We start from the raw sequence: 16813 nt of genomic DNA on the forward strand, positions 1-16813 counted from the left end.
CGCGCCGTGGTCTTTTACACGGATTGTGTGCGGGATAGGCCCCACACCCCAGGTCTTCGGTGTCCGGTTCCCCATGCGTCTGTTGCTTTCCCTGTTGCTGTGCCTCGCCCTCCCCTCCCTCGCCCAGGCGGCCGATCCCGTGTTCTATCGACCGATCCAGCTCGACACCGGCAATGGCGTGCTCAAGGGCAGCCTGATCCTGCCCCGTAGCGACCGTCCGCAGCCGGTGGTGCTCTTCGTTTCCGGCTCCGGACCCACCGATCGCGATGGCAACGGTCCGGGCGCGCGCAACGCCGCCCTCCAGCGCCTGGCCGAAGCCCTGGCCCGGCAGCGGATCGCCAGCGTGCGCTTCGACAAGCGCGGCGTGGCCGACAGCCGCAGCGCCGAGCCGGACGAGAGTCGCCTGAGCGTGGAGCGCTACGTCGACGACCTGCTCGGCTGGATCCGGCTGCTGGAGGCGGATCCGCGCTTTTCCCGGGTGATCCTGCTCGGCCACAGCGAAGGCGCCCTGATCGCCAGCCTGGCCGCCGATCGGGTGCCGGTCGGCGGCGTGGTGACCCTGGCCGGCAGCGGCCGGCCCATCGACGTGGTACTGCGCGAGCAGCTGGCCGGCAAGCTGTCGCCCGCCGCCCTGGCCAGCGCCCAGTGGATCATCGACCAGCTGCTGCGCGGCACGCCGGTACCCGAGGTACCGCGCGAGCTGCTGGTGCTGCTGCGCCCCAGCGTCCAGCCCTATCTGATCTCGCTGTTCCGGCAGGATCCGGCCAGGGCCTTCGCCGGCATCCGGGCCCCGGCGCTGATCATCCAGGGCACCCACGACGTCCAGGTGGACGTCGCCGATGCCCGGGCGCTGCAGCGTGCCAAGCCGGAGGCCGAGCTGGCCATCATCCCCGGCATGAACCACGTGCTGCGCATCGCGCCGGCGAGTCTGCCGGCCCAGTTGCCCACCTACGACGACCCCCAGCGGCCGCTGGCCCGCGAGGTGGTGCAGCGCGTCGCCGCCTTCGTCAAGCATTCAGGTTCCCCCGGCGCCGGCCGATAAGCCAGCAAAGGCGCCCAGGAGGCGCCGCGCCTGGAGCCTGTCCGTGGAAGCCCCCGATCAAGAAACGCCGGCCGTCGAGCCCGCACCCAACGAGCCCCATCCCTGGGCCAGCCTGCCGCCCGAGCGCTTCCAGCTGCTGCGGCTGATGCCGCAGCCGGCGGATCGCCGGGTCGGCGCGCGGCCCTTGCGCTTCGTGCAACTCGGCCTGGTCGAGCGGCACGGCGAGGAGGAAAGCCTGTTGCGGCTGACGGTGCAGATTCCCGGGCAGCTGTTGCACCGCGAGGTGAATGTGCTGGAGGTCTGGGCCGACCATCACCGCGGCGAGATCCGCCTGGGACCCGAGCGCGGCCTGCAGATCGAGCCGGAAGAACGTGGCCTCGGTCGTTTCCTGCTGGCCCGCGCCGCCGCCTGGGCGCGGCTGCGCTGGAGCCACTACCAGGTCCAGGACCTGCCACTGGCGCGGCGTGACGCCCTCGACGAGGACAGTCGTACCCGTCGCGAACACCTGCTCAATGCGCAGGGCTTCAGCGTGGAAACGACGGCGGACGACGAGCGCCAGCAGGTCTGCCGGGCCGCGCGGGTCAGCCAGTTGCGCGAGGACTGGAACGCCGACAAGGTGCAGCTGCTGTCGCTGCTGGACGGCGCCACCCTGCTGGAGCAGTGCGACCGGGTGATCGACGAACGCGATGCCAGCCTGCGCCAGCTCGAAGACCGCCTCGCCCTCTATCGCCGCGACGACGTCTCCCTGCGCTTCGCCATCGGCTGCCTGGCGGTGTTCTGCCTGTTCCAGGCCGCCCTGCTGATCTGGATGGCGTTGCGCTAGGCGCCCTGCTGCCGTTCACGGCACAGCTCGTACCGGCGATCGGCACCGCCCGACCGCCGCCGCGCGTCCGAGGCTTGCTCCCCGGGCGGACCCTGCTAACGTAGCGCCCCGTTCGCATCCATCCGCTCGGAGTGCCCACTCTTCATGGTCTCGCCTCTTTCGCTTCGCCGGCGCCTGCCGCTGCGCCTCGCCACCTTTGGCCTGCTGACCGCCGCCCTCGCCGGCTGCCAGTACTTTGCCGAGGAGCAGCCGACCCGCAGCCAACCGCAACTCAAGGGCAGCCTGCCCCTGCGCGGCCTGGCGCAGACCGCCTCGGTGCGCCGCAACGCCGAAGGCCAACCGCTGATCGAGACCACCACCTTCCACGATGCCCTCTTCACCCTGGGCTATGTCCACGCCAGCGAACGCCTGGCGCAGATGGTCGAGTTGCGCCTGCTGGCCCAGGGCCGCCTGGCCGAGGCCTATGGCGCCAGCCGGCTGGACAGCGACAGGTTCATGCGCGCCGTGGACCTGCGCAAGGCGGCCCAGGTCGCCTACGCCAGCGCCTCGCCGCGGCTGAAGACCTTCTTCGAGGTCTATGCCCGCGGCGTCAACGCCTACCTCTATCGCGCCGGCGAGCGCGTCGCGCTGGATGGCCACGACTACCGCGTCGACTACTGGAAGCCGGAAGACAGCGCCCTGCTGTTCGAGCTGCTGAACTTCGCCCAGGCGGTGGACCTGCGCAAGGAGACCGCGGCGCTGGCCCTGGCCACCCAGGTCGGTCCCGAGCGCCTGGCCTGGCTGCTGCCCACCTATCCCGACGAGCCCCTGCCCGAGGAGGAGACGGCCAAGCTGCGCGGCCTCACGCTGCGCGGCCAGCTACCCGGCCTCGACGCCCTGCTGGATGTGCAACGCCAGCTGGCGCAGCTCGCGCCCTTCGGCGGCCCCACCGGCACCGCCTGGGCGGCCACGCCCGGCCACACCCGCAGTGGTCGCAGCCTGCTTGGCGTCGACAAGGTCAGCGCCTTCCAGGGCCAGTCGCCCTTCACCCTGGTGACCATCAGGGCCCCCCGTTTCGAGGCCGTGGGCACCACCCTGCCCGGCCTGCCGCTGCTGCTCGACGGCTACAACGGCAAGCTGGCCTGGGGCGCCGCCACCCTGATGGGCGACAGCCAGGATCTCTACCTCGAGCGCCTGCAACGCCAGGGCGGCCGGCTGCAGGTGCAGAGCGGCGGCCAGTGGCAGCCCGCGGGCGAGCGGGTGGAAACCTTCCTCGTGCGGGGCGAGAAACCGCTGCGCGAAACCCTCTACACCAGTCCACGCGGCCCTCTGCTGAATCTGGCGCTGGCGCCAGAAGCCATCGGCTATGGCCTGGCGCTGCGCAGCAGCCGCCTGGAAGCCGACAAGAGCCTGGACGCCCTCTTCGACCTCTCCCGCGCCAAGGACGTGGAGCGTGCCTTCGAGCTGGCGCGGGACATTCGCGCCAGCGACTGGAACCTGGTATTCGCCGATGCCGAGCATGTCGGCTGGCAGGTGACCGGGCGCTACCCCAATCGCCGCAGTGGCTTGGGCCTGCTGCCGGCGCCGGGCTGGGACGAGCGCTATGCCTGGGACGGCTATGCCGATCCCATGCTGCATCCCTATGACCAGGATCCGGCCCAGGGCTGGCTCGGCGCGGCCAACCAGCGCGTGGTGCCGCGCGGCTATGGCATGCAACTGTCCAGCAGCTGGTCCGGTCCGGAGCGGCAGGAGCGCCTGGCGCAACTGGCCGGCCGTTCGGCGCGCCTGGACACTCGCGATGCCATCGCCCTGCAACAGGACCAGACCACCACCCTGGCCGCCAAGCTGAAGACCCAGCTCGAGGCGCCCGGCTTCGCCGCGCCCCTGCGCCAAGCCATCACCGGCCTGCCCGCCGCCCAGCGTGGCGCCGCGGAAGAGGCCCTGGGTCGCCTGCGGGCCTTCGACGGCCGGCTGGCCGCCGGCTCCGCCGATGCGGCGATCTTCGAGGCCTTCCTCCAGGTACTGGCGGAAAAGACCTTCGCCGACGAGCTCGGCGGCACCGGCAGCCCGGCCTGGCGGGCCTTCACCACTCTCAGCGATACCGGCTACAACCCGGTCATCGATCACCTCCTGGCCCGTGACGACAGCCCCTACTGGGACGACGTCGCCACCGCCAGCCACGAGGACAAGCCGGCCATCTTCGCCCGCGCCCTGGCGGGCGCCATCGCCACCTGCGAGCAGCAACTGGGCAGCGACCGCGCCCGCTGGCAGTGGGGACGCCTGCATCGCCTGGGCGCCGCCGCCAGCGGGGGCGATGCCTCCACCCTGAACCTGACCGCCAGCCAATGGGGTGGCGATGACCAGGTCTGGCTGGCCCCGTCCCTGCGCCTGGTGGTGGACTTCGGCCTGGACGAACCCCTGCAAGCCAGCCAGGCCGGCACGCCGGAGGGGGGCTGGGCCAAGGGGCAATACCAGAGCCTGCCGCTGCAGCCGCAGAACCTGGAGCGGGTCTATGGCCGCGACCGCTTGCTGCTGCTGCCGCAGAAATGATCTGGCGGAGGGCGACCCGCGACTTGGCGCGGGTTTTGCCCCTGCTGCCTTACCCTTGCCTGGCGTCGCCCGGACGCGCCCCCGCTGAACGGCGGCAGCCCCGCCGCACACGGCGACCGCTCTGCGCGACGGCCGCAGACGGTACCGTGCCTGTCACCCCAATGGTGCAGGCTGCATTCAGAAACGCCCACGGATGGTGCACGCAGAGGCGCCCTGGCGTTGTCCTGCGACTGGAGATTTCATGCCTGCCTCCCTTTCCCCTGCCGCCGCGCACCTCTGGGTGACGGGTTCGGACGCCCCGGAAAAACCCGAGCTCAATCTCGGCTTCCTGCCCCTGAGCGATGCCGCTTCCCTGATCGTGGCCGCGACCCAGGGCTTCGGCGAGCCCCATGGCCTGACGCTGAACCTGCACCGCCAGCCCTCCTGGTCGGCGCTGCGGGACAACCTGCTCGGCGGCCGGCTCGACGCCGCCCACTGCCTCTATGGACTGGTCTACGGCAGCCAGCTGGGCCTGGGCGGCGCGCCGGCCACCGACATGGCCGTGCTCATGGGCCTCGCGCAGAACGGTCAGAGCATCAACCTGGCGCGCAGCCTGGCGCTGGCAGGCGTGCACGACACCGCCTCCTTCGTCGCCCGGGTCCGCCAGGCGGATGGTGAGCCCCTGACCCTGGCGCATACCTTTCCCACCGGTACCCATATCTTCTGGCTCTACTACTGGTTAGCCGCCCAGGGCATCCATCCCCTGGAAGACGTGCGCACCGTGCTGGTACCGCCGCCGCAGATGCCCGAGCACCTGGCCGCCGGCCGGGTGGACGGCTATTGCGTGGGCGAACCCTGGGGCGCCGCCGCCGTGGCCCGCGGCCAGGGCTTCACCCTGACCACCACCCAGGCCATCTGGCCGGATCATCCGGAAAAGGTGCTGACCTGCACCCGCGCCTTCGCCGAGCGCTATCCCAACACCGCCCGAGCGCTGATCCGCACCCTGCTCGACGCCAGTCGCTTCATCGAGGAAAGCCAGGAGAATCGTCTGGGCACCGCCCAGCTGATCAGCGATCCCGCCTACGTGAACGCCGATCCGGCGCTGCTCGCCGACCGCTTCCTCGGTCGCTACGAAGACGGGCTCGACCACCGCTGGGACGATGCCCATCCCCTCGCCTTCCATCGCCAGGGCGCGGTCAACCCGCCCTATCTCTCCGATGGCCTCTGGTTCCTCACCCAGTTCCGTCGCTGGGGCCTGCTGCGCGAGGACCCCGACTACCTGGCCATCGCCCGTGCCGTACAGTGCACCGAGCTGTACCAGGAGGCCGCCACCGGCCTGGGCCTGGAGGTCCCGGCCCGCTACCGCAGCAGCGTGCTGCTCGACGGCCGCACCTGGGATGGCAGCGATCCGGCCGGCTATGCCCGCAGTTTCGCCCTTCACGCACTCAGCGACCGCTAGGGAGCACGACCTTGCGCATTCTGCTCATCGACGACACCCCCAAGAAGGTCGGCAGGCTCAAGGCCGCCCTGATCGAGGCCGGCTTCGAGGTCATCGAGGAATCCGGCCTGACCATCGACCTGCCGGCCCGCATCGAGGCCCTGCGGCCGGACGTCATCCTGTTCGACACCCAGTCACCCGGGCGCGACGTGATGGAGCAGGTCTGCCTGGTCACCCGCGACCTGCCCCGCCCCATCGTCATGTTCACCGACGAGCACGACCCGGCGGTGATGCGCCGGGCCATCCAGTCCGGGGTGAGCGCCTACATCGTCGAGGGCATCCAGACCAGCCGCCTGCAAGCCATCATCGATGTCGCCCGGGCGCGCTTCGAGACCGACCAGGCCCTGCGCGCCGAACTCCAGGCCCGCGAGCAACAGCTCCTGGAACGCAAGAAGATCGACCAGGCCAAGGGCCTGTTGATGAAGATGCGCGGCTGCAGCGAGGACGAGGCCTACACCCTGATGCGCCGCCAGGCCATGAGCAAGCAGCAGAAGCTGATCCAGGTGGCCGACCAGATCATCACCATGAGCGAGCTGCTGGGCTGAAATATTTTGTAACAATCCCGCAATCCGGGGATTGGATACTGGCGACCCACCCAGTCGAGAGGTCTCCCATGCGTCCAGTTCCCGCCGGTATCGCCTTCGCGCTCCTGCTGCTCACGCCGCTGGCCCAGGCGACCAGCGCCGAACCCCAGGCCTTTCTCGCCCGCCTGGAACAGGCCGGCCAGCAACCGGCCTTCGCCCAGCTGGCGCAGCGCCAGCGCGAGTTGCTGGTGCAGCGGCTGCGCCAGGGCGCCCAGCCATTCGACCAGAGCGGCATCGATCAGGTCCGCCAGGGCGCGCCCCTGGCGGATGATGCCTGGCTCGCCGCGGCTCGCTACGACTTCGCCAAGGAGCGGCTGCAGCAGGAGGACATCCAGCTGCTCGAGGGCTTCCGCCAGCTGCCGGCCAAGCTGCTGACGGCCAGCACGGCCACCGTCGCCCGGATCAACCACCAGGCCTCCCCGGCGCTGCAAGACCGCGCCCTGCTCGATGCCGATGGCATCGCCTTCCTCTACTTCACCGCCGATGCCCTGGGACCGCGCCTGGGCCAGGCCTTCCTCGCCGCCTACGACGGCGGCGAACTGGGCAAGGCCGCTGCGCTGATCAAGGCCTCGGAAGTGAGCACGGCCCCGGCGAAGAAATACTTCGACTACCCGCGCCCCTTCCTGCGTCCCGAAAAGCCGGTGACCCTGGTGACGGATCGCGTGGTCCTGGGCAACGGCCAGCCCTACACCGCCGCGGCCGGCGCCTTTCCCAGTGGCCACAGCACCGTCGGCTACACGGACACCCTGCTGCTGGCCGCCATGCTGCCGGAGCGGGCCCCAGCGCTGCTCGCCCGCGGCGCCGGCTACGGCTATTCGCGGCAGGTGCTGGGGGTGCACTATCCGCTGGACGTCATCGGCGGCCGGATGATCGCCCAGTACAACGTCGCCCACTACCTGGCCGACCCGGCCTATCGCCGCCTGTTCGACGAGGCCCGCGAACAGCTGCGCAGCGCCCTGACCAAGGCCTGCGGTATGTCTCTGGCCCAGTGCGCCGCGGGCACCACTGCCAGCGATCCCTGGAACAGTGCCGACGCCCGCGCCTTCGTCCGCTATACCCTGAGCTACGGCCTCCCCGCCGCCCAACCCGGTGGCCAGCCGGTGAAGGTGCCCGAGCGCGCCCTGGCCCTGGCCGCACCACTGCTGCCGCAGCTGTCCGAGCGGCAACGCCAGGAGCGCCTGAGGCGTGCCGACAGCGCCGCCGAACTGGGACTGGACAGCGGTACCGGCGGCCAGTGGCAGCGCCTGGACCTGCTCGGCGCCCTCACGCACCCCTGAACCGCGCTGGCCCGGCCTGGGCCGCGAAAGTCCTCGACAAACGCAGCGGCGGGCCGCTACTGTCCGCCGCAGGTCACCTCCTGTGACCCACGTCGCTCGGACGGTTCCGGGCGCTTACGTACTTCGAGGAACGCATGACTGACTCCAGTCCCGTGCGCCGCTTTGCGCGCATCGATCGCCTGCCCCCTTACGTCTTCAATATCACCGCCGAACTCAAGATGGCCGCGCGCCGCCGGGGCGAGGACATCATCGACCTGTCCATGGGCAACCCCGACGGGCCGACCCCGCCGCACATCGTCGAGAAGCTCTGCCAGGTCGCCCAGCGCGAAGACACCCACGGCTATTCCAGCTCCAAGGGCATTCCCCGGCTGCGTCGCGCCATTTCCCACTGGTACCGCGACCGCTACCAGGTGGAAATCGATGCCGACAGCGAAGCCATTGTCACCATCGGCTCCAAGGAAGGCCTGGCGCATCTGATGCTGGCCACCCTGGATGCCGGCGATACCGTGCTGGTGCCCAATCCGAGCTATCCGATCCACATCTACGGCGCGGTGATCGCCGGGGCCCAGGTGCGCTCGGTGCCCCTGGTCCAGGGCATGGACTTCTTCGCCGAGCTGGAGCGGGCCATCCGCGAGAGCATTCCCAAGCCGAAGATGATGATCCTCGGCTTCCCGTCCAACCCCACCGCCCAATGCGTGGAACTGGATTTCTTCGAGCGCGTGGTGGAACTGGCCAAGCGCTACAACGTGCTGGTGGTGCACGACCTGGCCTATGCCGACATCGTCTTCGACGGCTGGCAGGCGCCTTCCATCATGCAGGTGCCCGGCGCCAAGGACATCGCGGTGGAATTCTTCACCCTGTCCAAGAGCTACAACATGGCCGGTTGGCGGATCGGCTTCATGGTCGGCAATCCCGAGTTGGTCGCCGCCCTGGCGCGGATCAAGAGCTACCACGACTACGGCACCTTCACCCCGCTGCAGGTGGCCGCCATCGCCGCCCTCGAAGGCGACCAGCAATGCGTGCGCGACATCGCCCTGCAGTACCAGCAGCGCCGTGACGTCCTGGTGCGCGGCCTGCACGAGGCCGGCTGGATGGTGGAGAATCCCAAGGCCTCCATGTACGTCTGGGCCAAGATCCCCGAGCCCTATGCCCACCTGGGATCGCTGGAATTCGCCAAGAAGCTGCTGGCCGAGGCCAAGGTCTGCGTCTCGCCCGGGCTGGGCTTCGGCGACTATGGCGATGACCACGTCAGATTCGCCCTGATCGAGAACCAGGACCGCATTCGCCAGGCGGTGCGCGGCATCAAGCAGATGTTCCGCGCCGACGGCCTGCTGCCGCGGCTCAGCGCCCGCAAGTCCGGCGTCGAACCGGCCTGAGCCTGCGCCGCGCCGTCGACCGGCGGCGCGGCGAATCCTTGTCAGTCCTGGTGTTCCACGCTATAAGCGCCTAGTCACCCCTCAGGACATCGCCATGCTGAAAGGCCTGTTCAACCTGCTCAAATCGCCCTCCGTGGACGAGCTCAAGCTGGCCGCGAGCATCAACAATTCCTACAAGTCCATGCGCGTGGTCGGTCGCGGCACGCTGCGCATCGATCCGGCGGAAGTCTTCGACTCGCCCGAATTCAAGGAAGACCTGGACCGCGCCCGGCGGCTCATCGAACTCTGATGTTCCTGCTGCTGCTCCTGCCGATCCTGGTCAGCGGTTTCCTCGTCTGCCACAAGCACCCGCTGTACTTCTATCGCCTGCACCGCTACGAGGGCCAGTACCTCTACCTGCAGAGCGCCCGCTTCGGCCTGTTCTGCACGCTCCTCGCCGTGATCCTGCACCTGGGCCTCGCCCAGCTCGTCCAGGAGCGTGTCTGGTCGCTCGGGGGCTGGACCTTCTCGCTGGATTACTTCGCCGGCCTCGCCGAGCTGCTGCGCCGGACCGGCACCCTGGAAGACCCGTTGCAGGCCGCCTGGATCCTGCTGGTCACGGTGACCGCCCTGCTGATCCCCACCGCCTGGGCGGCCCTGGCGCGCGGCACCATCAAGCGCAAGTACGGCCTTACCGAAGACAACTACCGCACCTTCATCCTCGCCGGTATCCTCAAGGACAGCCCGCTGGACGACCTGCTGATGACCGCCTCAATCAACCGGGAGACGCTGATGCTCACCCTGGAGGAGCGCAAGGTCTACGTCGGCCGCATCACCACCCTCGGCGAGCCGAGCGAAACCCAGGGGGCGGACCAGGACGTCTGCATCAAGCCGATCATGAGCGGCTACCGCGACAAGGACAAACTCTGGGTGACCTTCACCACCCACTATGCGGACAAGGGCAAGGACATCTACCTGACCCTGAAACAGAGCCAGATCGTCTCGGCGACGCGCTTCGATTTCGATGCCTACGAGGCGTTTCGCTTAAGCGTAAGCCGCAGCTGACGCGGCCTCCAGGGTTTCCAGCAGGGAACGTATGACTTTTTAGGCAGGTCCCATTTGCAGGGCGGTCACCTCCGTGGCGCCGCCTTCTCACTCTGCCTAGGAATTCAGGAGCACCCTCATGACGCCCATGCTGAAGAAAGCTTCCAGCCTGTCCCTCGCCATCCTGTTCGCTGCCGGTGTCGGTCTGGCCCAGGCCGCCGACAAGCTCTCGCCGGCGCAATTCGTCGACGACGCCTCGGCCAAGGGCATCGCCGAGATCGAAGCGGGCAAACTGGCGCTGGAAAAAAGCCAGTCCCAGGATATCAAGACCTTCGCCCAGCAGATGATCGATGACCACACCAAGGCCAACGAACAACTCAAGGGCCTGGCCCAGCAGAAGAAGCTGGAAGTCTCCAGCGACGCCGAGTTGATGGACAAGGCCAAGGCCATGATTCTCCAGGTGCGCGACGACTCCTTCGACCGCTCCTACGCCAACAATCAGGTAGTGGCCCACGAGCAGACCATCGCGATCTTCCGTACCGAAGCCGAGACCAGCAAGGACGCCGAGCTGAAGGCCTTCGCCCAGAAGACCCTGCCGGCGCTGGAGCACCACCTCCAGGAGGCCAAGGCGCTGCAGAGCAAGTACGCGAAGAAGTAGTCAGGCAGAGCGACGTTGAGGTCGTGAGAACGCAGTGTGGAAAAAGCGCAGCCTTTTCCACTAGGAATCCGGCGCAACGCACGCCCTCACCCCAACCCTCTCCCACTGGGAGAGGGGGCGATCCGAGCAGGCGCTCGTCTCCCTCCGTCCGTAGGTTGGGCTGAGACGGCTTTATCGTCGAAGCCCAACACTGTCGGTCCGCAAAGGCGCTGTTGGACTTCGTTGCGCTCAACTCAACCTAGGCTGTGCCCTAGGAGCGACCGCATCGGCGAACCGCCATGGCCGCGATCGACACGTTTTTCCTTCCGCTCCAGCAAGCGCCAATAAGGGGCGAATTCCCAGGAGGGCGCCCGATCATTGTGCAGCCCTCTCGCCTATTTGGGCGCCACCAACGCCATCAAGGCGGGTGAATCGCGGCGTCGATTGACTTGGCGTCGCTCTTGCAAAGATTCGGACAGTGGTGGCCAACGGCGGTCACCCCAACCGACAAAGGCGTCAGTTCACCTCCCGGCAACGGGTAGGGTGGCTGGCGCTTTTTTATGTCCGTGACGTGCCCGAGGTGCCCCATGAGTCCCAGTTTCTGGAAAGCCGGCCATGCGCCGACCCTGTTCGCCGCCTTCCTCTACTTCGACCTGAGCTTCATGGTCTGGTACGTGCTCGGCCCCATGGCGGTGCAGATCGCCACCGACCTGCAACTGACCACCCAGCAACGCAGCATGATGGTCGCCACCCCCATCCTGGCGGGTGCGATGCTGCGCCTGGTGCTGGGTTTCGTCGCCGATCGGCTATCGCCCAAGACCGCCGGCATCATCGGTCAGGTGGTGGTGATCCTGGCCCTGCTGGTGGCCTGGCAGGTCGGCGTGCACAGTTACGAGCAATCCCTGCTGCTGGGCCTGTTCCTCGGCTTCGCCGGGGCGTCCTTCGCCGTGGCCCTGCCGCTGGCCTCCCAGTGGTATCCGCCGCAGCACCAGGGCAAGGCGCTGGGGATCGCCGGTGCCGGCAACTCCGGCACGGTATTCGCGGCGCTCTTCGCCCCGGCCTTGGCCAAGGCGTTCGGCTGGACCAACGTGTTCGGCTTCGCGCTGATCCCGCTGATCCTGACCCTGGCGGTCTTCATGCTCTGCGCCCGCAATGCCCCGGAGCGTCCGGCGCCGAAGAAGCTGGCGGACTATGCCCAGGCCCTCGGCGACCGGGATAGCTGGTGGTTCATGTTCTTCTACAGCGTGACCTTCGGCGGCTTCCTCGGCCTGGCCAGTACCCTGCCCGGCTATTTCCACGACCAGTACGGCCTGGACCCGGTCACCGCCGGCTACTACACCGCCGCCTGCGTCTTCGGCGGTAGCCTGATGCGTCCGCTGGGCGGTGCCCTGGCCGACCGTATCGGCGGTATCCGCGCCCTGCTCGGCATGTACACCGTGGCCTCCATCTGCATCGCCGCCGTGGGCTTCCACCTGCCCAGCGCCATGGCCGCCCTGGCCCTGTTCGTGGTCGCCATGCTCAGCCTCGGCGCCGGCAACGGCTCGGTGTTCCAGCTGGTACCCCAGCGCTTCCGCAAGGAAATCGGCGTCATGACCGGCCTGATCGGCATGGCCGGCGGCATCGGCGGCTTCGCCCTTACCGCGGGTCTCGGCGCGGTCAAGCAGGCCACCGGCGACTACCAGCTCGGTCTCTGGCTGTTCGCCGCCCTGGGCGTGCTCGCCTGGTTCGGCCTGCTCAGCGTCAAGCGCCGCTGGCGCACCACCTGGGGCTCGGCTGCCGTCACCGCGGCGCGAGTCTGAGGCGCACCCGGCGGCGGCTCTCCGCCGGGAGCTTCGTTCAGGGGGCGGGACGCACGTAGCTGGTCAGCACGTGGTCCCGCCAGACGCCGTCGATCTCCAGATAGCGCCGGGCCAGGCCCTCGCGTTCGAAACCCAGGCTGTGCAGCAGCCGCGCACTGCGGGCGTTCTCCGGCAGGTGGTTGGCCATGATGCGATTCAGGCCCAGCTCGTCGATGACGAAGTCCCGTGCCAGCCGCACCGCCTGGTGCATCAGACCCTGGCCCTGCCAGTCGACGTCCAGGCCATAACCCAGGTAGCAGGCCTGGAAGCCCCCGCGAAAGATCTGGCTGACATTCACCGTCCCTATCACCAGGGGACCCGCCTGGAGGATCAGCCGCAGCTCCGTCAGCCCCGGCCCGCCGGCGCGGTAGGCCGCGGCCTGTCCCTGCCATTGGGCGAGGGTGAAGAAGGCCGCGGAACGGCGCGGCATCGACTGGGCCAGGTGTTGGCGATTACGGCGATAGTAGTCGGCCACGGCGGCAGGATCGGCCAGGGTCAGGTCGACCAGTTCCACCGCCGTGGTCACGGCGAAGCGTGGCGGGTACTGCAGGGGTACGCTCAGGCGGCTCATCCAGGGATATCCGGCGGAAGTTCGTAGACCCAGGTTGCGCAGCGCTCGCCCCCGGGTCCTCGGCGATCGTCGTCGAGCACCCGGCTACGGCGGAAGCCGACCCGCTCGGCCAGCCGCTGGCTGGGCTGGTTGGCGGCCGCGGTGGTGAGATAGAGACCGGCCTGGCCGCGCTGCTCGACGAAATGGCGCAGCGCGGTGCTCATCAAGCCCTGCCCGGCATGCAGACTGTGCATCCAGTAGCCGATTTCGTAGCGCCGGCCGCCGTCCAGTGGCGTCAGTCCCAGGCAACCGAGCAATTCGTCACCGCGTACCAGGAAGTAGCGTTTCTCTCCCAGCGCCAGGGTGAAGGTACCCCGCGCGGCGAGCAGGCTGTCGCGCGCCTGGGCCACCGTGGTGTGCTCCCGCGCCCAGCCAAGGAAGCGCCGATGCTCGGCATAGCTCCAATTCAGCGCCTCGGCGAAGGCCGCGGCCAGGCGCGGTTGCGGCCAGACCAGCGCGAAGTCGGCCAGGGCGATGCGCGGTGGAAAATTCATGGTGCGGGCCCGACCTCCAGCCGCGGCACGGCGGCCAGCAGGCGCTGGGTCATGGCGTGGCGAGGCGTGCGCAGGACCTGCTCGGCACTACCCTGCTCGACGATGCGCCCGCCGTCCATCACCGCGATCCGGTCGGCCAGGTATTCGACCACGCCGAAGTTGTGGGTGATGAACAGATAGGCCAGCCCCCGCTCGGCCTGCAGTTCGCGCAGCAGGTCGAGGATCTGCGCCTGCACCGAGACGTCCAGCGCCGAGGTGGGTTCGTCGCAGACCAGCACCCGTGGCTCGACGATCAACGCCCGGGCGATGGCGATGCGCTGGCGTTGGCCGCCGGAGAATTCGTGGGGGAAGCGTTGCAGGGTGTCACCTGGCAGGCCGACCCGCTCGATCAGGGCGGCGGCGCGTTTCTGGCGTTCGGTGGCGGCTAGTTCAGGCCGCAAGGCCAGCAGTCCCTGCTCCAGGGTGGCGCCGATGCGCATGCGTGGGTCCAGGGAGGCGAAAGGGTCCTGGAACACGATTTGGATCTGGCCACGCAGTCGCTGCAGGGTCCGTCTGTCGGCGCTGAGCAGGTCTTCGCCGCCGAGGCGGGCACTGCCCTGGATGCGTGGGCCGTCGAGCAGCCGCAGCAGCGCCTTGCCGGTGGTGGTCTTGCCGCAGCCGGATTCGCCCAGCAGCGCCAGGGTCTCGCCGGCGTACAGGTCGAAGTCCACCCCGTCCACCGCCTTGACCCACTTGCGGGTCCGGCCCCAGGCGCCACGGCGGAGCGGATAGTGCACGGCCAGGTCGCGCACCTCCAGCAGTCGCTCGCCCGGCGTGCGCGCGGGCAAGGCGCGAGGCTGGCCCGCCAGGGTGCGGCCACGCTTGGCGAAGGTGGGGATGGCGGCGAACAGCTCCTGGGCATAGGGATGCCGGGCGGCACGGAAGAACTCCGCCGCCGGCGCAGTCTCGACGATCTCGCCATGGCGCATCAGGGCGACGTGGTGGGCCACCTGGCGCACCACCGCCAGGTCATGGGTGATCAGCAGGATGGCCATGCCCATTTCGCGCTGGATGTCGGCCAGCAGGCTCAGGATCTGCGCCTGGACGGTGACGTCCAGCGCCGTGGTGGGCTCGTCGGCGATCAACAGGTCCGGCTCGGCGGCCAGCGCCAGGGCAATCATGATCCGTTGCTTCTGGCCGCCGGAGAACTGGAAGGGATAGTCGTCGATCCGCCGTTCCGGCTCGGGGATACCGACCCGGCGCAGCCACTCCACCACCTTGGCCCGGGCCGCGGCGCCGCGCAGCGGGGTGTGGACACTCAAGGTCTCCTCGATCTGCTCGCCGATGCGCATCACCGGATTCAGGCTGGTGGCGGGCTCCTGGAAGATGGTGCCGATGCGCCCGCCACGCAACTCGCGCAGACGATGCTCCGGCAGCCGGTGCAGATCGGTGCCGGCGAGCAGGGCCACACCGCGAGAGATACCCAGCGAAGGGGGCAGCAGCCGTAGGAGCGAGAGTGCGGTGACGCTCTTGCCGCTGCCGGATTCCCCCACCAGGGCGAAGGTCTCGCCGCGCGCCAGGGTGAGGGCCAGGCCCTTGACCGCCTGGCGGGTGCCTTCCTCGCCCTCGACCAGGATGTCCAGGTCGCGAATGTCCAGGACGGTGCTCATGGCTGCACCTCGCCCTGGCCGGGGCGGCGCCTGAGCCAGGCCGACCTCAGCCGGCGACTGCGCGGATCGAAGGCGTCGCGCACGGCATCGGCGAAGAGGTTGGCGGCCAGCACCAGGGCCAGCATGAAGGCGAAGGCGCTCAGCAGATTCCACCAGATCATGGGCGTGCGGGACATCTCGGTACGGGCGTCGTTGATCATGGAGCCGAAGGAATTCATGGTCGGATCGACGCCGATGCCCAGGTAGGACAACACCGCCTCATAGAGCACCAGGCTGGAGAATTCCAGGGTCAGGGTGATGAGCACCAGGTAGAAGACATTGGGCAGCAGGTGGCGACGGAGGATGGTGAAGTGGGACACCCCGAAGGCCCGCGCCGCCTGCACGTATTCCAGCTCGCGCAGCTTGAGCGCCTCGGCGCGCAGCAGGCGGCAGAGGCCGGCCCAGCCGGTGAGACCGAGGATCAGGCAGAGCATGAAGAGACGCAGGTCGGCGCGTGCTGCGCCGGTGTCGAACAGCTCCGGATGACGGTCGATGAACACCTGCATCATCAGCACGCAGGCCGCCACCAGCAGCACTCCGGGGATGGAGGTCAGGGTGGTGTAGAGATAGGTGATGACGTCGTCCACCCGCCCCTTGAAATACCCAGCCGCCAGGCCGAAGCCGATGGCCGGTGGCAGCATGGCCAGGGTGGTCAGGCTGCCGATGACGAAGGCGGTGCGGATGCTCTTCAGTGACTGGTAGAGCACGTCGTTGCCGGTGCTGTCGGTGCCCAGCACGTGGTAACCGCTGGCCAGGGCGATCACGCTGCCCGCCACCAGGCAGACGCCCAGCCAGGTCAGCAGGATGGCGCGCCAGGGCGTGGCGGTCTGGCCACGGGCGATGAGTGCGCAACGGGCGGCGAAACCGCCGCTCTCGCGCAGCCTTCCCGCCGCCAGGGCGGCGGTGGCCAGCGCCAACGAGAGGCCGCCGAGCGAGCCCAGGGCCAGCCGCCCGAGTACGTCGCCGCGCCACTGCGTGGCGGGATCGTCCAGCGCCGTACCGGCGTGCTTGAGCCGCGGAAAGTCACGCAGCGGCTCGCCGTCCGCCGTGGTGCCCAGGGTTTCCTTGGTGAACTGGTGGGTGGCCAGGGGCGCGGAATAGGTCTTCTCGCGCTGGGTGAGCGAGGTCTTGGCCAGCAGGCCATCGAGGGCCGAGAGCACGGTGGGCGCATAGATCGGCGCCTGGGCCCCGGGTGTGGCCGGCAACTGCGGTCGGTAATGCACGGAATCCAGCAGGGCGACGGCGACGAAGCTGGCCAGCACCACCGCGGCGCTCATCGCTGGGGCGTCCTGCAGCACCCGGCGCCAGCTGGCGCGCAGGGCGGGCTGGCGCCGGGCGCGCCAGGCATAGATGAGGGTACCGGCCACCAGCAGGTAGAGGGCGAGATCGGTCCAGAGCAAGACGAATTTCGGCAT

Annotated in this window: 15 protein-coding genes; 11 read left to right on the forward strand and 4 right to left on the reverse strand. The window is 68.9% G+C overall.

The features are described from left to right. Window positions 1-73 precede the first annotated feature (73 nt). The 11 genes from FSV73_RS17445 to FSV73_RS17495 all read left to right on the forward strand — a co-directional run bounded on the left by FSV73_RS17445 (window position 74) and on the right by FSV73_RS17495 (window position 12567). Window positions 74-1042, forward strand: coding sequence for an alpha/beta hydrolase (locus tag FSV73_RS17445; protein ID WP_145009097.1), 969 nt, complete (start codon window positions 74-76; stop codon window positions 1040-1042). Between the two features lie 43 nt (window positions 1043-1085). Then, window positions 1086-1865 (forward strand): hypothetical protein, encoded by a 780-nt coding sequence (locus FSV73_RS17450; protein ID WP_145009098.1) that lies wholly within the window; start codon window positions 1086-1088, stop codon window positions 1863-1865. Between the two features lie 144 nt (window positions 1866-2009). Beyond that, the gene (locus tag FSV73_RS17455; RefSeq protein WP_145009099.1) at window positions 2010-4394 is read left to right on the forward strand and encodes a penicillin acylase family protein; all 2385 of its coding nucleotides are present in this window, start codon (window positions 2010-2012) and stop codon (window positions 4392-4394) included. 241 nt (window positions 4395-4635) lie between these two features. Then, the gene (locus FSV73_RS17460) at window positions 4636-5832 is read left to right on the forward strand and encodes a CmpA/NrtA family ABC transporter substrate-binding protein (protein WP_145009100.1); all 1197 of its coding nucleotides are present in this window, start codon (window positions 4636-4638) and stop codon (window positions 5830-5832) included. A gap of 11 nt (window positions 5833-5843) precedes the next feature. Beyond that, window positions 5844-6416 (forward strand): ANTAR domain-containing response regulator, encoded by a 573-nt coding sequence (locus FSV73_RS17465; RefSeq protein WP_145009101.1) that lies wholly within the window; start codon window positions 5844-5846, stop codon window positions 6414-6416. 68 nt (window positions 6417-6484) lie between these two features. Beyond that, a complete protein-coding gene (locus FSV73_RS17470; RefSeq protein WP_145009102.1) occupies window positions 6485-7732 on the forward strand; it encodes an acid phosphatase in 1248 nt (415 codons plus the stop codon). 134 nt (window positions 7733-7866) lie between these two features. Beyond that, window positions 7867-9108 (forward strand): alanine transaminase, encoded by a 1242-nt coding sequence (gene alaC, locus FSV73_RS17475; RefSeq protein WP_145009103.1) that lies wholly within the window; start codon window positions 7867-7869, stop codon window positions 9106-9108. 94 nt (window positions 9109-9202) lie between these two features. Then, window positions 9203-9397 carry a hypothetical protein gene (locus FSV73_RS17480; protein ID WP_145009104.1) on the forward strand — a complete coding sequence of 65 codons (195 nt, stop codon included), beginning with the start codon at window positions 9203-9205 and terminating at the stop codon, window positions 9395-9397. Further along, window positions 9397-10152 (forward strand): hypothetical protein, encoded by a 756-nt coding sequence (locus FSV73_RS17485; protein WP_145009105.1) that lies wholly within the window; start codon window positions 9397-9399, stop codon window positions 10150-10152. The genes FSV73_RS17480 and FSV73_RS17485 overlap by 1 nt, the downstream gene beginning before the upstream one ends. A gap of 118 nt (window positions 10153-10270) precedes the next feature. Beyond that, window positions 10271-10789, forward strand: coding sequence for a DUF4142 domain-containing protein (locus FSV73_RS17490; RefSeq protein ID WP_145009106.1), 519 nt, complete (start codon window positions 10271-10273; stop codon window positions 10787-10789). 566 nt (window positions 10790-11355) lie between these two features. Beyond that, window positions 11356-12567, forward strand: coding sequence for a nitrate/nitrite transporter (locus FSV73_RS17495; RefSeq protein WP_145009107.1), 1212 nt, complete (start codon window positions 11356-11358; stop codon window positions 12565-12567). 37 nt (window positions 12568-12604) lie between these two features. Here the strand turns inward: FSV73_RS17495 and FSV73_RS17500 are convergent, their stop codons facing one another. The 4 genes from FSV73_RS17500 to FSV73_RS17515 are packed head-to-tail and all read right to left on the reverse strand — an operon-like array spanning window position 12605 to window position 16813. Then, complete coding sequence (locus tag FSV73_RS17500) at window positions 12605-13177, reverse strand: GNAT family N-acetyltransferase (RefSeq protein ID WP_145009108.1); 573 nt, start codon at window positions 13175-13177, stop codon at window positions 12605-12607. Next, window positions 13174-13710: a GNAT family N-acetyltransferase gene (locus FSV73_RS17505; RefSeq protein ID WP_145009109.1), complete on the reverse strand. Its 537-nt coding sequence runs from the start codon at window positions 13708-13710 to the stop codon at window positions 13174-13176. The genes FSV73_RS17500 and FSV73_RS17505 overlap by 4 nt, the downstream gene beginning before the upstream one ends. Next, window positions 13707-15359, reverse strand: coding sequence for an ABC transporter ATP-binding protein (locus FSV73_RS17510; RefSeq protein ID WP_145009110.1), 1653 nt, complete (start codon window positions 15357-15359; stop codon window positions 13707-13709). Before FSV73_RS17510 ends, FSV73_RS17505 begins: the two co-directional genes overlap by 4 nt. Continuing rightward, window positions 15356-16813, reverse strand: coding sequence for an ABC transporter permease (locus FSV73_RS17515; protein WP_145009111.1), 1458 nt, complete (start codon window positions 16811-16813; stop codon window positions 15356-15358). Before FSV73_RS17515 ends, FSV73_RS17510 begins: the two co-directional genes overlap by 4 nt.

The organism is Pseudomonas oryzihabitans (assembly GCF_007665395.1).
GTDB classification, from domain to species: Bacteria; Pseudomonadota; Gammaproteobacteria; order Pseudomonadales; family Pseudomonadaceae; genus Chryseomonas; species Chryseomonas psychrotolerans_C.

What these genes read in the sequence shown, in the direction of transcription:
- FSV73_RS17470 (WP_145009102.1), top strand. Translation starts at nt 6,485, where the DNA reads ATGCGTCCAGTTCCCGCCGGTATCGCCTTCGCGCTCCTGCTGCTCACG.
- FSV73_RS17480 (WP_145009104.1), top strand. Translation starts at nt 9,203, where the DNA reads ATGCTGAAAGGCCTGTTCAACCTGCTCAAATCGCCCTCCGTGGACGAG.
- alaC (WP_145009103.1), top strand. Translation starts at nt 7,867, where the DNA reads ATGACTGACTCCAGTCCCGTGCGCCGCTTTGCGCGCATCGATCGCCTG.
- FSV73_RS17515 (WP_145009111.1), bottom strand. Translation starts at nt 16,813, where the DNA reads ATGCCGAAATTCGTCTTGCTCTGGACCGATCTCGCCCTCTACCTGCTG.
- FSV73_RS17490 (WP_145009106.1), top strand. Translation starts at nt 10,271, where the DNA reads ATGACGCCCATGCTGAAGAAAGCTTCCAGCCTGTCCCTCGCCATCCTG.
- FSV73_RS17505 (WP_145009109.1), bottom strand. Translation starts at nt 13,710, where the DNA reads ATGAATTTTCCACCGCGCATCGCCCTGGCCGACTTCGCGCTGGTCTGG.
- FSV73_RS17485 (WP_145009105.1), top strand. Translation starts at nt 9,397, where the DNA reads ATGTTCCTGCTGCTGCTCCTGCCGATCCTGGTCAGCGGTTTCCTCGTC.
- FSV73_RS17455 (WP_145009099.1), top strand. Translation starts at nt 2,010, where the DNA reads ATGGTCTCGCCTCTTTCGCTTCGCCGGCGCCTGCCGCTGCGCCTCGCC.
- FSV73_RS17510 (WP_145009110.1), bottom strand. Translation starts at nt 15,359, where the DNA reads ATGAGCACCGTCCTGGACATTCGCGACCTGGACATCCTGGTCGAGGGC.
- FSV73_RS17495 (WP_145009107.1), top strand. Translation starts at nt 11,356, where the DNA reads ATGAGTCCCAGTTTCTGGAAAGCCGGCCATGCGCCGACCCTGTTCGCC.
- FSV73_RS17500 (WP_145009108.1), bottom strand. Translation starts at nt 13,177, where the DNA reads ATGAGCCGCCTGAGCGTACCCCTGCAGTACCCGCCACGCTTCGCCGTG.
- FSV73_RS17460 (WP_145009100.1), top strand. Translation starts at nt 4,636, where the DNA reads ATGCCTGCCTCCCTTTCCCCTGCCGCCGCGCACCTCTGGGTGACGGGT.
- FSV73_RS17445 (WP_145009097.1), top strand. Translation starts at nt 74, where the DNA reads ATGCGTCTGTTGCTTTCCCTGTTGCTGTGCCTCGCCCTCCCCTCCCTC.